This window comes from Paenibacillus thiaminolyticus (assembly GCF_007066085.1).
GTDB lineage: Bacteria > Bacillota > Bacilli > Paenibacillales > Paenibacillaceae > Paenibacillus_B > Paenibacillus_B thiaminolyticus.
On record NZ_CP041405.1, the window covers coordinates 5,228,166 to 5,245,080 of the forward strand.

General features: G+C 57.6%; 19 protein-coding genes and 1 riboswitch. Of the genes, 17 read left to right on the plus strand and 2 right to left on the minus strand.

What is annotated here, in order from left to right:
* Positions 1-2: 2 nt before the first annotated feature.
* The 8 genes from FLT43_RS23220 to fabG all read left to right on the plus strand — a co-directional run bounded on the left by FLT43_RS23220 (position 3) and on the right by fabG (position 6,472).
* A complete protein-coding gene (locus FLT43_RS23220) occupies positions 3-809 on the plus strand; it encodes an ABC transporter ATP-binding protein (RefSeq protein ID WP_087440844.1) in 807 nt (268 codons plus the stop codon).
* On the plus strand, positions 781-1,485 hold the full coding sequence (locus FLT43_RS23225; RefSeq protein ID WP_087440843.1) for an ABC transporter ATP-binding protein: 705 nt from the start codon (positions 781-783) through the stop codon (positions 1,483-1,485). The genes FLT43_RS23220 and FLT43_RS23225 overlap by 29 nt, the downstream gene beginning before the upstream one ends.
* A 29-nt stretch (positions 1,486-1,514) precedes the next feature.
* A complete protein-coding gene (locus FLT43_RS23230; protein WP_087440842.1) occupies positions 1,515-2,384 on the plus strand; it encodes a branched-chain amino acid ABC transporter permease in 870 nt (289 codons plus the stop codon).
* Positions 2,381-3,397, plus strand: a complete 1,017-nt coding sequence (locus FLT43_RS23235; RefSeq protein WP_087440841.1) for a branched-chain amino acid ABC transporter permease — start codon at positions 2,381-2,383, stop codon at positions 3,395-3,397. Before FLT43_RS23230 ends, FLT43_RS23235 begins: the two co-directional genes overlap by 4 nt.
* The gene (locus FLT43_RS23240; RefSeq protein WP_244194047.1) at positions 3,394-3,633 is read left to right on the plus strand and encodes a hypothetical protein; all 240 of its coding nucleotides are present in this window, start codon (positions 3,394-3,396) and stop codon (positions 3,631-3,633) included. The genes FLT43_RS23235 and FLT43_RS23240 overlap by 4 nt, the downstream gene beginning before the upstream one ends.
* A complete protein-coding gene (locus tag FLT43_RS23245; RefSeq protein WP_087440840.1) occupies positions 3,623-4,669 on the plus strand; it encodes a 3-oxoacyl-ACP synthase in 1,047 nt (348 codons plus the stop codon). Before FLT43_RS23240 ends, FLT43_RS23245 begins: the two co-directional genes overlap by 11 nt.
* Positions 4,666-5,586, plus strand: a complete 921-nt coding sequence (gene phaZ, locus FLT43_RS23250; RefSeq protein WP_087440839.1) for an intracellular short-chain-length polyhydroxyalkanoate depolymerase — start codon at positions 4,666-4,668, stop codon at positions 5,584-5,586. Before FLT43_RS23245 ends, phaZ begins: the two co-directional genes overlap by 4 nt.
* Positions 5,587-5,728: 142 nt before the next feature.
* The gene (gene fabG / locus FLT43_RS23255) at positions 5,729-6,472 is read left to right on the plus strand and encodes a 3-oxoacyl-ACP reductase FabG (RefSeq protein ID WP_087440838.1); all 744 of its coding nucleotides are present in this window, start codon (positions 5,729-5,731) and stop codon (positions 6,470-6,472) included.
* A 109-nt stretch (positions 6,473-6,581) separates the two neighbouring features.
* Here fabG and FLT43_RS23260 read toward each other — a convergent pair whose 3' ends face one another.
* Positions 6,582-7,853 (minus strand): DUF2515 family protein, encoded by a 1,272-nt coding sequence (locus tag FLT43_RS23260; RefSeq protein ID WP_087440837.1) that lies wholly within the window; start codon positions 7,851-7,853, stop codon positions 6,582-6,584.
* Positions 7,854-8,007: 154 nt separating this feature from the next.
* Here FLT43_RS23260 and FLT43_RS23265 point away from each other — a divergent pair, with 154 nt between their 5' ends.
* Together FLT43_RS23265 and FLT43_RS23270 are read left to right on the plus strand one after the other, a co-directional pair.
* On the plus strand, positions 8,008-8,346 hold the full coding sequence (locus FLT43_RS23265) for a thioredoxin family protein (protein WP_087440836.1): 339 nt from the start codon (positions 8,008-8,010) through the stop codon (positions 8,344-8,346).
* Positions 8,347-8,569: 223 nt separating this feature from the next.
* Positions 8,570-9,520, plus strand: a complete 951-nt coding sequence (locus FLT43_RS23270) for a COX15/CtaA family protein (protein WP_087440835.1) — start codon at positions 8,570-8,572, stop codon at positions 9,518-9,520.
* A gap of 110 nt (positions 9,521-9,630) precedes the next feature.
* On the opposite strand, the gene FLT43_RS30595 is transcribed toward FLT43_RS23270, so the two are convergent.
* On the minus strand, positions 9,631-9,765 hold the full coding sequence (locus FLT43_RS30595; protein ID WP_255321557.1) for a hypothetical protein: 135 nt from the start codon (positions 9,763-9,765) through the stop codon (positions 9,631-9,633).
* Between the two features lie 434 nt (positions 9,766-10,199).
* Between FLT43_RS30595 and FLT43_RS23275 the strand changes: the two genes are divergently transcribed.
* The 7 genes from FLT43_RS23275 (at position 10,200) to FLT43_RS23305 (ending at position 16,907) form a co-directional block, all read left to right on the plus strand.
* Positions 10,200-11,984 (plus strand): UbiD family decarboxylase, encoded by a 1,785-nt coding sequence (locus FLT43_RS23275; protein WP_087440834.1) that lies wholly within the window; start codon positions 10,200-10,202, stop codon positions 11,982-11,984.
* 15 nt (positions 11,985-11,999) lie between these two features.
* Complete coding sequence (locus tag FLT43_RS23280; protein WP_087440833.1) at positions 12,000-12,701, plus strand: Cthe_2314 family HEPN domain-containing protein; 702 nt, start codon at positions 12,000-12,002, stop codon at positions 12,699-12,701.
* A gap of 71 nt (positions 12,702-12,772) precedes the next feature.
* A riboswitch (SAM riboswitch) is annotated at positions 12,773-12,923 on the plus strand.
* Positions 12,924-13,050: 127 nt separating this feature from the next.
* On the plus strand, positions 13,051-14,076 hold the full coding sequence (locus FLT43_RS23285; RefSeq protein ID WP_087440832.1) for a methionine ABC transporter ATP-binding protein: 1,026 nt from the start codon (positions 13,051-13,053) through the stop codon (positions 14,074-14,076).
* Complete coding sequence (locus tag FLT43_RS23290) at positions 14,076-14,744, plus strand: methionine ABC transporter permease (protein ID WP_087440831.1); 669 nt, start codon at positions 14,076-14,078, stop codon at positions 14,742-14,744. Before FLT43_RS23285 ends, FLT43_RS23290 begins: the two co-directional genes overlap by 1 nt.
* A gap of 137 nt (positions 14,745-14,881) precedes the next feature.
* Positions 14,882-15,724 carry a MetQ/NlpA family ABC transporter substrate-binding protein gene (locus FLT43_RS23295; protein WP_087440830.1) on the plus strand — a complete coding sequence of 281 codons (843 nt, stop codon included), beginning with the start codon at positions 14,882-14,884 and terminating at the stop codon, positions 15,722-15,724.
* 71 nt (positions 15,725-15,795) lie between these two features.
* Positions 15,796-16,032, plus strand: coding sequence for a VOC family protein (locus FLT43_RS23300; RefSeq protein WP_087440829.1), 237 nt, complete (start codon positions 15,796-15,798; stop codon positions 16,030-16,032).
* A gap of 89 nt (positions 16,033-16,121) precedes the next feature.
* On the plus strand, positions 16,122-16,907 hold the full coding sequence (locus FLT43_RS23305; protein WP_087440828.1) for an SDR family oxidoreductase: 786 nt from the start codon (positions 16,122-16,124) through the stop codon (positions 16,905-16,907).
* Positions 16,908-16,915: the final 8 nt, after the last annotated feature.

Genomic DNA, 16,915 nt, shown 5'->3' on the forward strand with positions numbered 1-16,915 from the left:
GGATGAACGGGACGGGATCCGCTCGTGCCGATGATATTGTATTGGCAACGGACGGGCTGACGATTGCCTTCGGAGGCCATGCGGCCGTCCGGGATGTGAGCCTGAAAATAGAGCGCCATCGCTTCAAGTCCATTATCGGGCCGAATGGCGCGGGCAAGACGACGCTGTTCAATCTGCTCAGCGGACAGCTGCGCCCGACGGCCGGGACGATCCGCTTCAACGATCAGGATATCACGGCGCTGCCTCCGTTCCGGCGCACCCGCTTGGGAATGGGGCGATCGTTCCAGTTGACGAACGTATTCCCGAATCTGACCGTGCTGGAAAATGTGCGGCTCGCCGTTCAGTCGCGGCAGGGGGTCCGCCTGAACTGGCATGCATCGCCGAGAGCGTTCCGCCGCTTCGAGGAGGAGGCGCAGCATTGGCTTGACATGGTGCTGCTCGGCAACCGGTCCGGGGCGATGGCCTCCTATCTCGCGCACGGGGAGAAGCGCAAGCTGGAGCTGGCGATGCTGCTGGCGCTGCAGCCGGAATTGCTGCTGCTAGACGAGCCGACGGCCGGAATCTCGATTGAAGAAGTCCCTGCCATCCTGGAGGTTATCCGCAAGATGAAGGAGGAAGGCAAGCGCACGATCGTGCTGATTGAGCACAAGATGGACATGGTGCTCGATCTGTCCGACACGATCGCCGTGCTGTTCGGCGGCCGGCTCCTGGCGGACGGGCGCCCGGAGGAGATTATGAGCAACGAGACGGTGCAGGCCGCTTATTTGGGAGGGCTGTATGATGACGCTGCTGCAAGTGCAGGGAATTGAGACGCATATCGGGCAATTTCATATTTTACAAGGCGTGACCTTCGAGGTGAAGGCAGGGGAGATTACGGTTGTGCTCGGAAGGAACGGCGCGGGCAAGACGACCGCCCTCCGCTCGATTATGGGCCTGAATCCGGTCTCCAGGGGCGAGATACGCTTTCAAGGCGAGCGAATCGAAGCGTTGCCCACACACCGGATAGCGCGCCAGGGCATCGGATATGTTCCGGAGGATCAGGGGATTTTCCCCGAGCTGACCGTAGGGGAGACGATGCGCATCGCGATGAGGCGCAATGACGCCGAGACGAAGGCGCGGCTCGAATGGGCGCTGGAGCTGTTCCCGGATTTGCGCGCCTTCTGGGGCCGCAAATCGGGGCTCCTCAGCGGGGGGCAGAAGCAGATGCTGGCCATCTCGAGGGCTTATGTAAATGATAATCGGCTGTTGCTTATCGATGAGCCGAGCAAGGGACTGGCTCCGATTATGGTGGAGAAGCTGATGCAGGCCATTGAGCAGATGAAGGCGAAGACGACCGTGCTGTTGGTGGAGCAGAACTTCATGATGGCCAGCCGTATCGGCGACCGGTACGTCCTGATGGATGAAGGGCGCATCGTCGCCGCAGGAACAATGGCCGAATTGCGGCAGGACGAAGCGACAAGGCGCAAATATTTGGGCATCGCATAGCCGGCCCGCGGAACGGGGGGATAGGAACATTGAATGGCATTATCAATTTGCTTGTGAACGGGCTGGCGACGGGAATGCTGATCTTCCTGTTGGCGTCGGGGCTTACGCTTATATTCGGTCTGATGGGCGTGCTGAACTTCGCGCATGGCGGACTGTTCGCCTGGGGAGCGTACGGCGGAGTATGGGTATATGCCGCGACGGGCTCGTTCGCCGCGGCCGTCATCGGGGCCGTCTTCATGGGCATGCTGATCGGCTTGGTCATGGAGCGGCTCGTCATCCGGCCCGTGTACGGCAATCCAATCCAGCAGATACTCGTCACGCTGGGCGCGATGCTCGTCTTGAGCGAGCTGCTGAAGGTTGCGTTCGGCCCGAATCCGCTCAAGGCCGGCGTTCCGCCGCTGCTGAACGGCAGTTGGGAGCTTGGCGGCATCATTTTCATTAAATACCGCTTGTTCATTATTGGTGTCGGGGCGATCGTCTTTGCCGGACTGCTGTTCGTGCTGAAGCGGACGACAATCGGCATTATCGTGCGCGCCGGGGTGATGAATCCCGAGATGGTGCAGGCGCTGGGCATCCCGATCCGCCGCGTGTTTACGCTCGTATTTATGGCGGGAGCCGGCCTTGCGGCCCTTGGGGGCGCGCTCCTCGCGCCGTATTCCGGGGTGATTTTCGCCGAGATGGGCATGCAATTCGCTATCCTCGCCTTCATCGTCGTCGTCATCGGCGGCATGGGAAGCATTCCGGGCTCCGCATTGGCGGCGGTGCTCGTCGGTCTCTCAGGCGCCTTCATGGCTTATTACGTGCCGGAGCTGTCGCTTGCCGCCAATATGCTGCTGATGGTCATCGTGCTGCTCATCAAGCCTTCCGGCTTGTTCGGGGCGAAGGGGGGAGCGGGATGAGAATGAACCGGATCGGAACGGCCGGGTTCCTGGTGATGGTCACGGCTCTGGCACTGCTTCCCGTGGTCAATGATTCACGCAGCTTTCTCATCGTCATGACGCAGATTTGCATATTCGCCATTTTTGCCATGAGCTACGATATCCTGCTCGGGTACACGGGAATTGTATCGTTCGGCCATTGTATGTTTTTCGGTGTCGGGGCCTATGCGAGCGGGATCATGCTGGAGCGGCTCGGTCCTTCCGTCGGGACGCTCTTCATGTCCGTCCTGGCCGGCATGGTGCTGTCCGCGCTGCTCAGTTATATCGTAGGAATGCTCTCGCTGCGGTTGAAAAGCCACTTTTACGCAATGCTGACGCTTGCCTTCTCGGGCCTGCTGCTGGTGCTGGCGGAGAAATGGCGGTCGCTGACGAACGGCAATGACGGCTTCACCTTCCCGATCCCGGCCGCAATGAAGGACCGGACCGTCCTGTACTTCACTGCGCTGGCCGTGATGGCGGCCATGTTCCTGCTGCTGCGCCGATTTACGCAATCCCCGGTCGGCCGGGTGCTGCAGGCCATTCGCGAAAATGAGCAGCGAGCCGAGTCGCTCGGTTACGAAATCGTTCATTACAAGGTGATGGCAACCGTGGTCGCCGGTATGGCGGCCAGTCTGAGCGGGTCGCTGTATGTGCTGACATTGCGGTTCGTCAATACGACAGTCTTCGGGATGGACATGACGCTGAACGCTTTGTTAATGACGATTATCGGCGGGGTAGGGACATTGTATGGGGCCATCATCGGGGCTTCCCTGATTGAATGGGCGCATCACGGACTATCGGAATTGGCCAAGTTCCACCCGATATTCGAGCGCTGGATCATTTTCTTCGGCTTATTGTACATCTTGGTCGTGCTGCTGTTCCCATCCGGCATCGTCGGCACGCTGCGCACCTGGATAGGGAGGCGCAGAGGGGGCCGTCCCGGGCATGACCGGAAGGGGGCTCCCAGGCCTGTGCGGAAGGAGGAAGCCGGATGATGGAGCACAGCGGCAGGGAAGGCTATGGTCAGCCTGAGCGGACGAATGGCGGAACGGCGGTCGGCTCCTTCGTCATCCGCTGCCAGACGCGGTTCGATGATGCTTCCGGCGGCGCATGGCGCATACGCGTCACTTATGTGCAGGGACAAGAAGAACAGACGGTCGCTTCCTGGGAGGAGGCGGTGCTGTTCATGCAGCAGCGAATGAAACGGGGGAACATGCCATATGATCGGTAACGGACATGATGCGGCGGACGCGATCCGCTTGCTGGCCACGGGGATCTACATCCCGGAAGGCCGAATGACGAGCGCGGATATCGCGCAGGCGTCCGGCATACCGCAGGAGATCGTCGAGACGAAGCTCGGCATCAAGCACAAACCGGTTCCCGGGCCGGAGGACCACCCTTGCGAGATGGGGGTGCGGGCGGCACGGCAAGCGCTGGCCCGGGCGGCGATCGATCCGGGCGAGCTTGATCTTGTCATCTATATTGGCGAGGAGTATAAAGAATATCCGGTATGGACGGCCGCCCTGAAGCTGCAGGACGATCTGGGCGCCGTCAATGCCTGGGGCTTCGATTTGTCCTCCCGCTGCTGCACGACGTTGATGGCCGTGAAGACGGCGAAGGCGATGATGCAGGGAGATGCGCGCATCTCGACCGTGCTGCTGGCGGGCGGATACCGCAACGGAGATCTCATTGATTTGTCCGACCCCGATACCCGCTTCATGGCCAATCTCGGCGCCGGCGGAGGGGCGATGATATTGCGCCGGGGAGCTAGCGCCGCTTATCCGGAAGTGCTGGACACAACTGTGATAACGGACGGCTCCTTCGCCGAGGATGTCATTATCGCGGCGGGCGGGACTAAGCGGCCGTTGACGGCGGAGCTGATCGCGCAGGGGGAGCCGCGGTTCCGGGTGCCTGATCCCGGCAGGATGAAGAGCCGGCTGGACGCGGTGTCGATGGCCCGGTTCGCCGAGGTGGTGGAACGCTCCGTTCGCAGCAGCGGCTGGCGTCCGGATGAGATCGATTTTATCGGTCTGCTCCATATGAAGCGATCCGCCCATGAGGCGGTGCTCCGGGCGCTGGGCATTCCGGCCCGCCAGTCGGTGTATCTGGATGAATTCGGGCATATCGGTCAATTCGATCCGATGATATGCATCGAGTTGGGCGTGAAGCAAGGCCTGATTCGCCCGGGTAGCGTAGTGGTGCTGGCTGCGGCGGGCATCGGCTATGCTTGGGGGGCGCTCACATTGAAATGGGGGGATTCCGTATGAAGGCAAGGGTCACATTGAAATCAGTCCTGCTGCCCAATGGGGAGACGCTCGGTTACCGTGAACGGGATGGCGGGGAGGAGGTCCTGCTGCTCATTCACGGCAATATGAATTCTTCTTACCATTGGGATGTGGCGTTGGAGCGGCTGGACCCCCGCTATAAGCTGTACGCAATCGATTTGCGGGGCTTCGGCATCTCGACGTATCATGAACCGATCCGCGCCTTGCGCGACTTGGCCGATGACGTGAAGCTGTTCTCCCGGGAGCTGGAGCTGGACCGATTGGCGGTCATGGGCTGGTCGACGGGCGGCGGCGTGGCGATGGAACTGGCGGCGGATTGGCCCGAGACGGTGACGAAGCTGATTTTATTGGCATCGGTATCGACCCGCGGATATCCGTTCCATGAAGATGGCGGCAGCGGCCTGCCGGATAGGGGCAGACGGATCGTGAGCTATGCGGGCATCGAGGCGCTGGAGCGCAATCGCTTGATCGCGGCAGCGATCGCACGGGGCGACCGCGTGTTTTTGAAGCGGCTGTATGAAGCGGTCATCTATGACAAGAACCGGCCGGAGGAAGCCCATTATGAAGCATATCTCGATGATATGCTGACCCAACGCAATCTGATGGACATATATCATGCGTTAAATACGTTCAATGTCAGCATGTTCGATCATGAGGCGGCCGCGGGCAGCGGCGCGGTGCGGCGCATTGCAGCCCCCACGCTGGTACTGCGCGGAGATCGGGACATGGTCATCAGCGAGGCGATGGCGGCAGAGACGCTCGCCGATCTGGGAGAGATCGCCCGGTTCATCCCGCTGAAGGACTGCGGGCACTCCCCGCTGGTCGACGATCCGGCGCAGCTGCTGCAAGCGGTGGAGGCGTTCCTCGCGGCGGACATCGTCATGCAGCCCGAAGTATGATCGGGGGGGGCGGACCAGGCAGGAGAGGCGGGACATGCGGAACATGCGGGACATGCGGGCAGGGCGATCTGCCGGACCGCTTGACGGAACCGTCTGAGAGACCGCCGTAGGGAGAGGCAAGGAATCAGACAGGAGGGGGAACATGAAGGTTGAGGGCAAGACGGTAATCATTACAGGCGGAGCCAATGGGATTGGCGAAGCGGCCGTGCGGCTGTTCATGGATGCGGGAGCGAATGTCGTCATCGCTGATTACAATGAAGAAGCGGGGATGCGGCTCCTGAATGATCTTGGACCGTCCGCAGGGGAGCGTGCGCTCTTCGCTGCATGCAATGTCGCGGATCCGGCCAGCGTGCAGCAGCTTATGGAGAAGACGCTGGAGCGCTTCGGCGCCATCGAGGTGCTGATTAATAACGCCGGGATCACCCGCGACGCGATGCTGCTGAAAATGTCGCCGGAACAGTGGCGCGATGTCATCGATGTGAATCTGACCGGCGTATTCTATTGCACTCGGCATGCTGCGCCCCATATGGCGGCTCAAGGACGGGGCAAGATTATTAACACGGCCTCCATCGTCGGCGTGCAGGGCAATATCGGGCAGACCAACTATGCGGCTGCCAAGGCGGGCGTCATCGGCATGACGAAGACATGGGCGCGCGAGCTTGGCTACAAAGGCATCAGCGTGAACGCGGTCGCGCCCGGCTTTATCGCGACGGACATGGTGGCGAAGATGCCGGAGAATATTGTCGACGGCATGCGGAACAAGGTGCCTTTGCGCCGGCTCGGACAACCGGAAGATGTCGCGCAGGTCTATCTGTTCCTTGCGTCCGGCGCCGCGGACTATATTAACGGAGCCGTCATTGAAGTGAACGGAGGGCTGTCGATCTGACAAGGGAACGAAGCCCTGCATAGCGGCTCGAGCAAGAAAAGGATCTTGGCCAGCCTCGTGAAGGGCGGCGCAAGATCCTTTTTTAAGTTGAAAGCGTTCGCGGCCGAATTCAGGAATGCTGCGTCCGGCCGGGATGAATGAAGCCGGCGAGGGAAGCCGTTTCCTTCCATAGCCGATCATGCGGCAAGGTCATGTCCGCCTGGAGAGGAGGGCGCGTCGGCTGCAGATGCTTCAGCATCCGCTCGTCCACGAACCAATCGCTGGCCTCGACGGGCGGCAGCGGCTCGTCCGGCCATGCATCGGCCAGCCGCGGGCTGTAGGCCCGATGATCCGCCGGCAGGTTCGCATGATCCTGCGCCGACGCTTGGGTGGTGAAGGCATGCGGCCAATAGTCGGCGCGCGATCCGGTGTGCGGGACGGCGCGCATGAAGCTTAACGCCCCTTCGTAGATGTCAGGGACATGGAATAACAGAGCGTACAATTTGCGTCCGAACGCGATCCGCTCGTCCAGATCGGAGAAATTCTCCAGTGTCAGCCCGACGAGCGGAACGGCCGGCTCCTGCACTGCCGGCACTCCGAGCGGGATAACGACCTGGTTCATCTGCATCCAGCCGTGCAGGCGGAAGTCCCACTTCGTGATGACCTGCTCGCGGAACTGTTCATTCTGGACGACGCTTCCTTCGATGACGTTCTGTTCATTGATGATGAGTGCGGTCGTCAGCAGAGGGCTGTCCGGCTGAACCCAGAAGCTGTCCCAAAATGGAACCATGAATGCCGATACGCCCAGATGCGGAAGCAGATGGAACAGGCTGCGCCCTTTGCGGCGGCTGGCGTCATATAATAGGAGCTGCGGGAAGGCGTCGTGAAAAATAAGGGCATTGCTGCGTTCCAGCAAGCGGAACGACCAGAGGCGCTGTGCCGGACTCATGATGCGCGGCAGCCATTCCCCCTGCAGATCCGTCATATTCCAGCCTCCGTTGCGGGAGACGGTATGGGCCAGCAGCGCCCAGTGCAGCTCCGGGTGCTGATTATAGAGGCGAAGGTAGGCTGCGGCCCGGGTAACATTGTTCCGGTTCGCAGCCGCTGCCAGATGGCGAATATGAGCGAGAAGCTTCAGCTCTTCGGATGTCAGACTTTGACGCTCATGGGCTCGGGCCTCTTCGGCATGCGGGCGGCTCCGCTCCGCGATAATCCGGTACAGACGCTCTTCCGTTCGTCTGGCTGCGGCCCGGTTCCACTCCATTGCGCGCAGGTTGCGTATGCTTCTCATCTGCCTGCGCATGCTAGTCCATAGATTGCGCATGACAGCGCAGGCGCTGTCAACGGCATGCCGAAGCAATCGCCAGGCGTACCGCCAGCGGGTAGGGGACGAGGATTCCATCGTATTTGCGCTCTCCTTTCCCGGAAATCCCTTGTTTTCCGTTTATTTTTTTACTAGTATGTCCAAAATGACGCGCCTGTGAACCTATTTGCAGTTTGACTTTTCATTTCACATTGGTTTATGTTGATAACAACCTAGTTGGGAGTGATGCGTGATGGAAAAAGTACAAACAGTGGAACGTTTTAAAGAAATCATTGCCCAGCCGTTGACGACGATCGCCGTATTCAAGACGTCCTGGTGCCCGGATTGTCACTTTATTGATCCGTTCATGCCGGAACTGGAGGCGCAGTATGAGGGGAAGGCCGTATTTTTCGAGGTGGATGCGGAAGCATTGGTCGATGTGGCCCAGCAGTACCACATTCTCGGCATTCCTAGCTTCGTTGCCTTCAAGAGCGGCAAGGAGACGATTCGCTTCGTCAACAAGCTGCGCAAGACGCGGCCGGAGATTGAACAGTTCGCAGATCGGGCCATTGCGGTGTCTGAAGCGGTATAAGCCAGAAGAGAACACATGATCCGCCCTTGGATGGGGCGGATTTTTTTATAGGTGCGCAAGGAAACGCATCGATCCGGTTTTATGGTGATGTGTAATATTTGTCACAATTTTGCCGTACATTCGATTAGGAAATCTTGTATAATGGGGACGATTGGCATGCTTTGTAGGTAAGAATTATTTTAATAATACGTGTTCAAAAAGGTCGAAGCGTGATTGATTTCAAATGAAAATAACGGGTCAGGTGAAACTGGTGAATTCGAACATCTACCGTAAATTGAAGTTATTGGCTTACGCCACGTGCATCGGCATGTTCATCGTCGTGCTGAACGGCGCCCTTGTCACGAAGACGGGCTCCGGCCAAGGCTGCGGCACCGATTGGCCGTTGTGCAATGGCAAATTCGTGCCTGCCTACACCATCGAATCGATGATTGAATACTCGCACCGTATCGTAACCGGGATTGTGGGCATTCTCGTACTGGCATCATTTATTTTTGTGTATCGGTTCGCGCGAGACAAGCGTGACGCAGTCATGTATTCATTACTGACACTTATTTTTACGGTCATTCAGGCGATTATGGGGGCGCTCGCCGTCGTCTTTACTCAGTCTCCGCCTGTCATGGCGCTGCATTTCGGAATCTCTTTGCTGGCGTTCGCCTCATCCTTCCTGCTCTGCCTGGCGCTGCGAAGGTATGAACGGGGCATCGTTCAACATGCGGGCAGAATCAGCGATACGTTCCGCTACGCCGTCTGGTTCACATGGTTATATACATATATCGTCATATACGTCGGCGCCTTCGTACGGCATACGGAGTCATCCGGCGGCTGCCTGGGATGGCCGCTCTGCAATGGCGAGTGGATCCCTGACATGACGGGAGGAACCGCAATCGCTTTCATGCACCGGGTGGCTGCAGCGCTGCTGCTGATTGTCGTCGCGGTAATGGCGCATTTCGCTTACCATCATCATAAGGATAACCGTGAGATTCAGCTGTGCGGGATATGGTCGATTGCGCTGTGTGCAGGGCAGATTGTAAGCGGGGCGCTCGTTGTTTTTGCGATAACGGATGAGAATTTGTATTTATTTGCGGGAATGCTGCATGCAGTGTTGATTTGCGGACTGTTCAGCGTGCTATGTCATATGAGCATTCGCGTATGGCAGCTGCGTGAACGAACATAAAGCGAAAAGAAGCAGTCACTTGACGGTGCGCGGCGCCATGGCGGGCTAACGTGCTACAAGCGATCTGCTTCTTCTTGTATTGCGTGGGGTTCCCGTGAACATAAGCCGATTTACGCTCCTTCTCTCAATTGACGGGCATCTTCGGCGTGAGCGCCGAACAGCAGTACGGACGCGGCCGCTTTCGCCGCAGCCAGCCAACGGACATTCCAACGTCTGCGCTCTGTGTCCCGATTCATGCTTCTCATGAACATCTACCTCCCGTAAAGTGTGGTCTTGCTTAAGAATCATAATGAGTGTTCAAAAAGGTCGGTTCTCAGCACCGAGAAGGTTGCTTGAACTCGAAGAAAGAGCAGCGCAGTGTAGGCAAAACTACATGAGCAGCGGATTTCGAGAGTGAGTGCAAGATTCGATGCCGAACTGCTTACATGAATTCTTCGTGAGATCAGAAGCGAACTTTTTGAACTTCTTCTCTTATTTTATCGATACGGATGGGGCGGTGCCATGCAACCTGCTTACGATTCTCTTACATTGTCGTAAGCTGTCCGGTTGTAGCGCTTTAGGTTCTCATGAAAAACAGATATACTACATAATAGTACGTAACTGTGGCGCGTATTACAGAATATAGCGAGCCGATTTGCAGCAAATATTTACCCAGCTAACGATCTAAGGAGGGCTAGCGTTGTCATTTTCGAATATTCGCAGTTTCATTCATACGCTCAAGCGGGAGAACGAGTTGGCGGTCATCGAAGCCGAAGTCGATCCGTATCTCGAGATCGCTGAAATTCATCGGCGGGTGATCGAGGAAGGCGGCCCCGCCCTGCTGTTCACCAATGTGAAGGGAAGCCCGTTCTCCGTCGCTACGAACCTGTTCGGGACGACCCGGCGGGTGGATATGGCCTTCGGGCCGAGACCGGAGCAGTTCGCCAACAAATGCATCGAAGCGGTGAATCGCTTCATGCCTCCATCGCCGAAGAAGCTGTGGGAAGAACGAAGCCTGGTCAAAGAACTGCTGGGCCTGCTCAAGGTAGGCATGAAGGATGTATCATCCGCTCAAGCGCCGATTATGGACGTGAAGCGGACCGATATGCCGATGCAAGGCCTGCCGGCGTTAACGAGCTGGCAATTGGACGGGGGGCCGTTCATTACCCTCCCGCTCGTCTACACCGAGCATCCCGCACGCAAGGGCAGCGATCATAACCTGGGAATGTACCGGGTTCAAATATACGATGACGAGACGACCGGAATCCACTGGCAGATTCAAAAAGGCGGCGGCTTCCATTATCATGAAGCCGAGCTCCGGAACGAGGCGCTGCCGGTGTCCATCTATGTCGGCGGCCCGCCCGCATTGATTGCGGCAGCCATCGCGCCGCTCCCGGAGAAGCTGCCGGAGCTGCTCATGGCCTCCTTCGTCATGGGCGAGCGCCTGCCTGTCGTGGACAGCGGCTTCGAAGGGCATCGCATTCCGGCGGAAGCTGAGTTCGTCATCCAGGGCTACGTGCCTCCGCATGAGCGGCGGCTGGAAGGGCCGTTCGGCGACCATTACGGCTATTACTCGTGGGCGCATGAGTTCCCGATTGTCAATGTGAAGCACATGTACCACCGCAAGGACGCGATCTACCCGGCGACGATCGTCGGCAAGCCGCGTCAGGAGGACTACTATTTGGGCGAGTATCTGGTCAAATTGCTGTCACCGGCCTTCCCGATGGTCATGCCGAGCGTGCGCAAGGTGCATCCTTATCCGGAGACAGGCGTCCATTCTCTGGCCGCTGCCGTCGTCCGGGAGAGCTATTCCCGCGAGGCGATGCTGAGCGGCTTCCGGATTCTCGGGGAAGGCCAGCTCAGCCTGACCAAATTCCTGATGCTCACCGATCAGGATGTCGATCTGGACAATTTCGCGCAGCTGATGGAGAACGTATTGGAGCGCTTCCAACCGGAGTCGGACCTGTATGTGCTCAACAATACGTCACATGATACGCTCGATTATACCGGGCACAAGCTGAATCACGGCAGCAAGGGCATAATGCTGGGGGTCGGCGAGCCGGTCCGCGAGCTCCCGCATACGTATGAGGGAGGCCCGATTGACGAAATATCGGATGTGGCCGTATTCTGCCGCGGTTGCCTGACGATGTCCGGAGCGTCCTATGAGGCCGAGCCGCAGTTGGCGGAACGGCTGATGGAGCGGTTGGCCGCGCAGGAGACGCCTTGGCCGCTCGTATTCCTGGTGGACGATGCGCAAGTGGCCCGCACGCAGCTGTCTTTCCTGTGGACGGTGTTCACTCGCTTCAACCCTGCTTCTGATATATACGCGCGGATGGAAGTCCGAAATCACCACATTGCGTATCAACTGCCGATTGTTATTGATGCGCGCATGAAGCCGGGCTACCCGGACGAATTGTTCCCGCGCGAAGATATCGTGCAACGGGTGGACGATCGTTGGAAAGACTATTTCCCGAACGGATTCTAATCGGGGGTGGTCACGATGCTGCGAAGCCTGTTCGGGGAAGCGCCCCGCAGGGATGAAGGCGCGTTGAAGGAAGCGATGGAAGCGATAGACCGCTATCTGTCGCATGTAAGGAAGCAGATGGACAACGGCGGGGATCCGGGGCATTACTGGCGCAAAATCGAAATCTGGACGGTAGGGCTTCGCACATCGCTCGATGAGCTGGAGCAGAGCATCTATGCTTCCGGCAAGTATGCGGAGCGGGTGACGAAGCAGTATCAGGAAGATATGAATGATCATGAATTGGATGATTATTACCGTCACGTCTACTTTTACAAAAATGCGTTCATCCGCGTCTTCTCCATCCTGGACAAGCTGGGGACGCTGCTGAATGAGGTGCTGCGGCTGGAGACGGAGCAAATGAAGCATTTGTTCTCTTACTTCACGGTGCTCCGCCGGCTGCATCTGACAGGCAGGCATCCGCGCCTGACCGACAAGCTGTCCGGCCTCAAGCAGCTGCATGGAGAAGCGATGCAGCGCCTGCGCACACGCCGCAATACCGAGATTCACTATATGAATGCGGAGATGCAGGACGATCTGTGGCAGCGGCACCGCAGCTTGAACAGCAAGCTGCGGCTGGAGGATATCCAGGCGAATATGGACGATGTGGAAGAAGGCATGCAGATGGTGTGCGGCGCGCTTACCGCTTCGTTCCGGGCTCTCGTTACCCTGGAAAAATGAAACGTAAGGTAAGAAAAGTCAATTGACAATATCCGAGTAATATCATATACTTTGAATAATTTCATAACGATTTCTTATCAAGAGTGGCGGAGGGACAGGCCCTGTGAAGCCCGGCAACCGATCCTGCAACCCGTATTTGCACGCAGCTTACCGCTGCCGCAAGATTGCAGGATGTCAATGGTGCTAATTCCTTCAGAACGGATAAGTTCTGGCAGATAAGAAAGGGCGCTAACCCACCTGCACACGAGAAGCACATGATACAGCCCCCTTTTGGCATCTGCCAAGAGGGGGCTTTTGGCGTGAATACAGAGATACAGGCCACCGCTAATTAGGAAGGGGAAAACTATCATTGATTCGTCTGGAGCATATCAGCAAACAATATGAAGTCAAAGGCAAGCTATCCGGACCTCTCGCATTGAACGATGTCAGTTTGACGATAGAGCAGGGAGAAATTTTTGGCATTATCGGCCACTCCGGGGCCGGCAAGAGCACACTGCTGCGCAGCATCAACCTGCTGGAGCGCCCGACCTCCGGGAAGGTGTTCGTGGATCAGGTGGACATGATGAAGCTGTCGAAGCGGGAGCTGCAGGAGCAGCGCAGCAAGATCGGCATGATTTTTCAGCATTTTAATCTGCTGTCCTCGGCGACCGTGTTCGACAATGTCGCATTCCCGCTGCGGCTGCAGAATGCGTCTGCCGCCCAAGTGAAGGCGAAAGCGGATGAATTAATCCGTCTCGTCGGTCTCGAGGAGCACCGCAATAAATATCCGGCGCAGTTGTCCGGGGGACAGAAGCAGAGGGTCGGCATTGCGCGAGCGCTTGCCAACGATCCGAAGGTGCTGCTCTGTGACGAAGCGACTTCTGCGCTCGATCCGCAGACGACGCAATCGATTCTGGAGCTGCTGCTCGATATTAACCGGCGCTTCGGCATCACGATCGTTCTCATCACCCACGAGATGCATGTCATTCAGGCGATATGCGACCGGGTCGCGGTCATCCATGCCGGCGAGATTGCAGAGCATGGCAAGGTCGTCGATGTCTTCCTGAAGCCGCAGCATCCGGTAACGAGGGAATTCATTATGGAGGAGCGCCATGACGCCGACCTGCAGCCGTGGATGGCCTTCCAGGGGCAGGCAGGAGACCATTCGCGCGTCGTCAAGATCAATTACTTGGGCGATGTGACGTATGAGCCTGTGCTGCAGACCGTCCTTACCGAGGCGGGGGTCCGCTTCACGATATTGCAGGGGACGATATCGCGCATGAAGGATACTCCCTATGGCCAATTGGTCGTTCGGCTGGACGGCGGCCAGCCGGATGTCGATAGATCGCTCTCCGCGCTGAAGGATAGAGGACTTGAAGTGGAGGTGATCGCCTAATGAAGGATCTGGATTTCTCCAAAATCAACTGGGGCGATATTGGAACGGCGACAAGCGACACGCTGGCGATGATGCTGTTCTCCGTCCTGTTCACGATCGTTATCGGGCTTCCGCTCGGCGTACTGCTTTATTTGACAGGAAAATCAAAAGGAACGGCCGGGAGAACCGTATATTTCGCAGTTTCTTTCATCGTCAACATTTTGCGTTCCGCGCCGTTCGTGATTCTGATGATCGCGCTGATTCCGGTCACCCGGATGATTGTCGGCACCTCGATCGGGGTCGAAGGCACGATTCCGCCGCTCGTTATTGCGGCTGCGCCATTCTTCGCCCGGCTGGTGGAGACCTCGCTGCGCGAGGTGGACCGCGGCGTCATCGAAGCCGCGCAGGCAATGGGCGCTTCGACCTGGCAGATCGTGCGCAAGGTGCTGCTGCCGGAGGCGATGCCGGGCCTTATCGCCGGCGCGACGATTACGGCCGTCACACTCGTTACCTATACGGCAATGTCAGGCATGGTCGGCGGCGGCGGTCTTGGGGACTTGGCCATTCGATACGGGTATCACCGCTACGAATTTGAAGTCATGATCATTTCGATTTTTATTATGGTGCTGCTCGTGCAAATTCTGCAATGGATTGGCGACGCATTCGTCCGCCGGTTCACCCGGAAGTAGCCATCCGGCCATGGCCCGCATGGGTCCGGCTGCGGAGATCGTCAGGAATTCGCTCGGTACCGAGCTTCCATATAGAAGTGTGTGTGAACGACCTCTATAACATCAAAATGGGGAATTAACGGGAGGAGAAGAGAGACATGAAAAAATGGACGTATGTATTGACGTTGATAGCGCTGATTGGCGTGCTCGCGGCTTGCGGCAGCAAGTCGTCGACCGGAACGGATACGGGTTCGTCGAACGCGGCGGGCGGAGAAGGCGGGACGGTGAAGCTGGTTGTTGGCGCATCGCCGGTGCCGCATGGCGAGATTCTGAACCATATTGCGCCGAAGCTGAAGGAGCAAGGCATTGAACTCGAGGTCAAAGAGTTCACGGACTATGTGCAGCCGAACGTGCAGGTGCACGAGAAGCAGCTGGATGCGAACTTCTTCCAGCACAAGCCGTACATGGACAATGAAGTGACGGAAAAGGGCTATGATCTTGTAAGTGTCGGGAACGTGCATGTGGAGCCATTCGGCGGGTATTCGAAATCGATCAAATCGATCGATGAACTGAAGGATGGAGATACGGTATCGATTCCGAACGATCCAACCAATGGCGGGCGCTCGCTCCTTCTGTTGGAGAAGCAAGGTCTGATCAAGTTGAAGGAAGACGCTGGCCTGAACGCCGGTGTGAAGGATATTATCGAAAATCCGAAAAATCTGAAATTCAAAGAGCTCGAAGCAGCCATGCTTCCTCGTACGCTGGATGAAGTCAACTTGGCGCTTATCAACACGAACTTTGCGCTGGAGGCCGGACTTAATCCGACGGAGGATGCCCTCTTCATCGAGGACAAGGATTCCCCGTATGCGAACATCCTGACAGCGCGGAGCGACAACAAAGACAGCGATGCGATCCAGAAGCTGCTGGCTGCGCTGCAATCGGATGACGTGAAGCAGTTCATCAGCGAGAAATACGAAGGCTCCATCGTTCCAGCATTTTAAGAAGCGTTATCTTTGGTCTTCGAATGGCCCCCTTGCACGGCAGCATGTTTGCCATGCAAGGGGGTTTTTGCATGCGTGCGGAAATGATCATGGGCGAGACGCCCCTCACGTTGTTGAAGACGGAAGCTTCATCGTTCCGGCCGGCCGCGGAGGCGGCATTCAATTTCTATGTGAAGGATGCGGAAGCCGCTCATCGGCACTTACAGGCTGCTGGAGTTGAGGTATCGGCGGTGGAGGAAGGAGAAGGCGTGCAGTGGTTTTTATTTCAAGATCATTGCGGCAATGCCCTGGAGGTATGCTCCTTCTAAGGCCGTGTGCTGCCTCGCCTCAAGTTGTTCTGCCCTGGCAAATCGCATATACTGAAGAGGAATGATGCGGAAGCCGGGAGGAGGAGATGATGTTGGAACAGGAGCGCAGGATTGCGCTGATTACAGGCAGTGCCAAAGGGCTGGGGAAGATGTCCGCGCTCGCCTTGGCCGAAGCCGGACATGACATTATTCTGAATTACATGCATAGCGAAGGCGAGGCAACTGAGCTCCAACGCCGGATTGCTTCCATAGGAGTCCGCTGCTTGCTCGTGCAAGCCGACATCTCGAAGACGGAAGATGTCAAGCGTCTCGTCCATACGATGAATGAACGAATAGGCATGGCGGATATCGTCGTCAACAATGCCGGACCCTTCGTCCGGGAACGCCGCCTGTTCGCTGACTATACCGAAGAGGAAATATTGTTCCTGCTGAACGGCAATCTGACCGGGGTCATGCTGCTCGATCATATGCTGCTCCCTTCCATGCGCCGGCGCGGGTGGGGGAGAATCATCCATTATGGATTCGGCCATGCGGGAGAAGCGCGTTCGTGGCCGCACCGTGCGGTATACGCCGCAGCCAAGGTCGGGCTCGTCTCTTTTACGAAGACGCTTGCTGTGGAGGAGGCCCCGTATGGCATTACGGTCAACATGATCTGCCCCGGAGATATTCGCGGCGACAACAAGGAGCGGCGCATCGACGAGGTGCAGGGCGTGAAGGATGAAGAGACGCCGCGCGGCCGCCCAGGCACGGGCGAGGATGTGACCCGGGTCATTCGCTTTCTGTGCGAGGAGCAATCGGATTTCTTCACGGGCAATATCATGAATGTATCGGGCGGACTCGACCCGATACGGGCCAATATCGGCAATCTTACGTGATTCGGGGA

Coding starts and splice junctions, on each gene's coding strand:
- FLT43_RS23290 (WP_087440831.1), top strand. CDS start 14,076: ATGAAGGATCTGGATTTCTCCAAAATCAACTGGGGCGATATTGGAACG.
- FLT43_RS23225 (WP_087440843.1), top strand. CDS start 781: ATGACGCTGCTGCAAGTGCAGGGAATTGAGACGCATATCGGGCAATTT.
- fabG (WP_087440838.1), top strand. CDS start 5,729: ATGAAGGTTGAGGGCAAGACGGTAATCATTACAGGCGGAGCCAATGGG.
- FLT43_RS30595 (WP_255321557.1), bottom strand. CDS start 9,765: ATGAGAAGCATGAATCGGGACACAGAGCGCAGACGTTGGAATGTCCGT.
- FLT43_RS23240 (WP_244194047.1), top strand. CDS start 3,394: ATGATGGAGCACAGCGGCAGGGAAGGCTATGGTCAGCCTGAGCGGACG.
- FLT43_RS23300 (WP_087440829.1), top strand. CDS start 15,796: ATGCGTGCGGAAATGATCATGGGCGAGACGCCCCTCACGTTGTTGAAG.
- FLT43_RS23245 (WP_087440840.1), top strand. CDS start 3,623: ATGATCGGTAACGGACATGATGCGGCGGACGCGATCCGCTTGCTGGCC.
- FLT43_RS23235 (WP_087440841.1), top strand. CDS start 2,381: ATGAGAATGAACCGGATCGGAACGGCCGGGTTCCTGGTGATGGTCACG.
- FLT43_RS23295 (WP_087440830.1), top strand. CDS start 14,882: ATGAAAAAATGGACGTATGTATTGACGTTGATAGCGCTGATTGGCGTG.
- FLT43_RS23305 (WP_087440828.1), top strand. CDS start 16,122: ATGTTGGAACAGGAGCGCAGGATTGCGCTGATTACAGGCAGTGCCAAA.
- phaZ (WP_087440839.1), top strand. CDS start 4,666: ATGAAGGCAAGGGTCACATTGAAATCAGTCCTGCTGCCCAATGGGGAG.
- FLT43_RS23265 (WP_087440836.1), top strand. CDS start 8,008: ATGGAAAAAGTACAAACAGTGGAACGTTTTAAAGAAATCATTGCCCAG.
- FLT43_RS23270 (WP_087440835.1), top strand. CDS start 8,570: ATGAAAATAACGGGTCAGGTGAAACTGGTGAATTCGAACATCTACCGT.
- FLT43_RS23260 (WP_087440837.1), bottom strand. CDS start 7,853: ATGGAATCCTCGTCCCCTACCCGCTGGCGGTACGCCTGGCGATTGCTT.
- FLT43_RS23220 (WP_087440844.1), top strand. CDS start 3: ATGAACGGGACGGGATCCGCTCGTGCCGATGATATTGTATTGGCAACG.
- FLT43_RS23280 (WP_087440833.1), top strand. CDS start 12,000: ATGCTGCGAAGCCTGTTCGGGGAAGCGCCCCGCAGGGATGAAGGCGCG.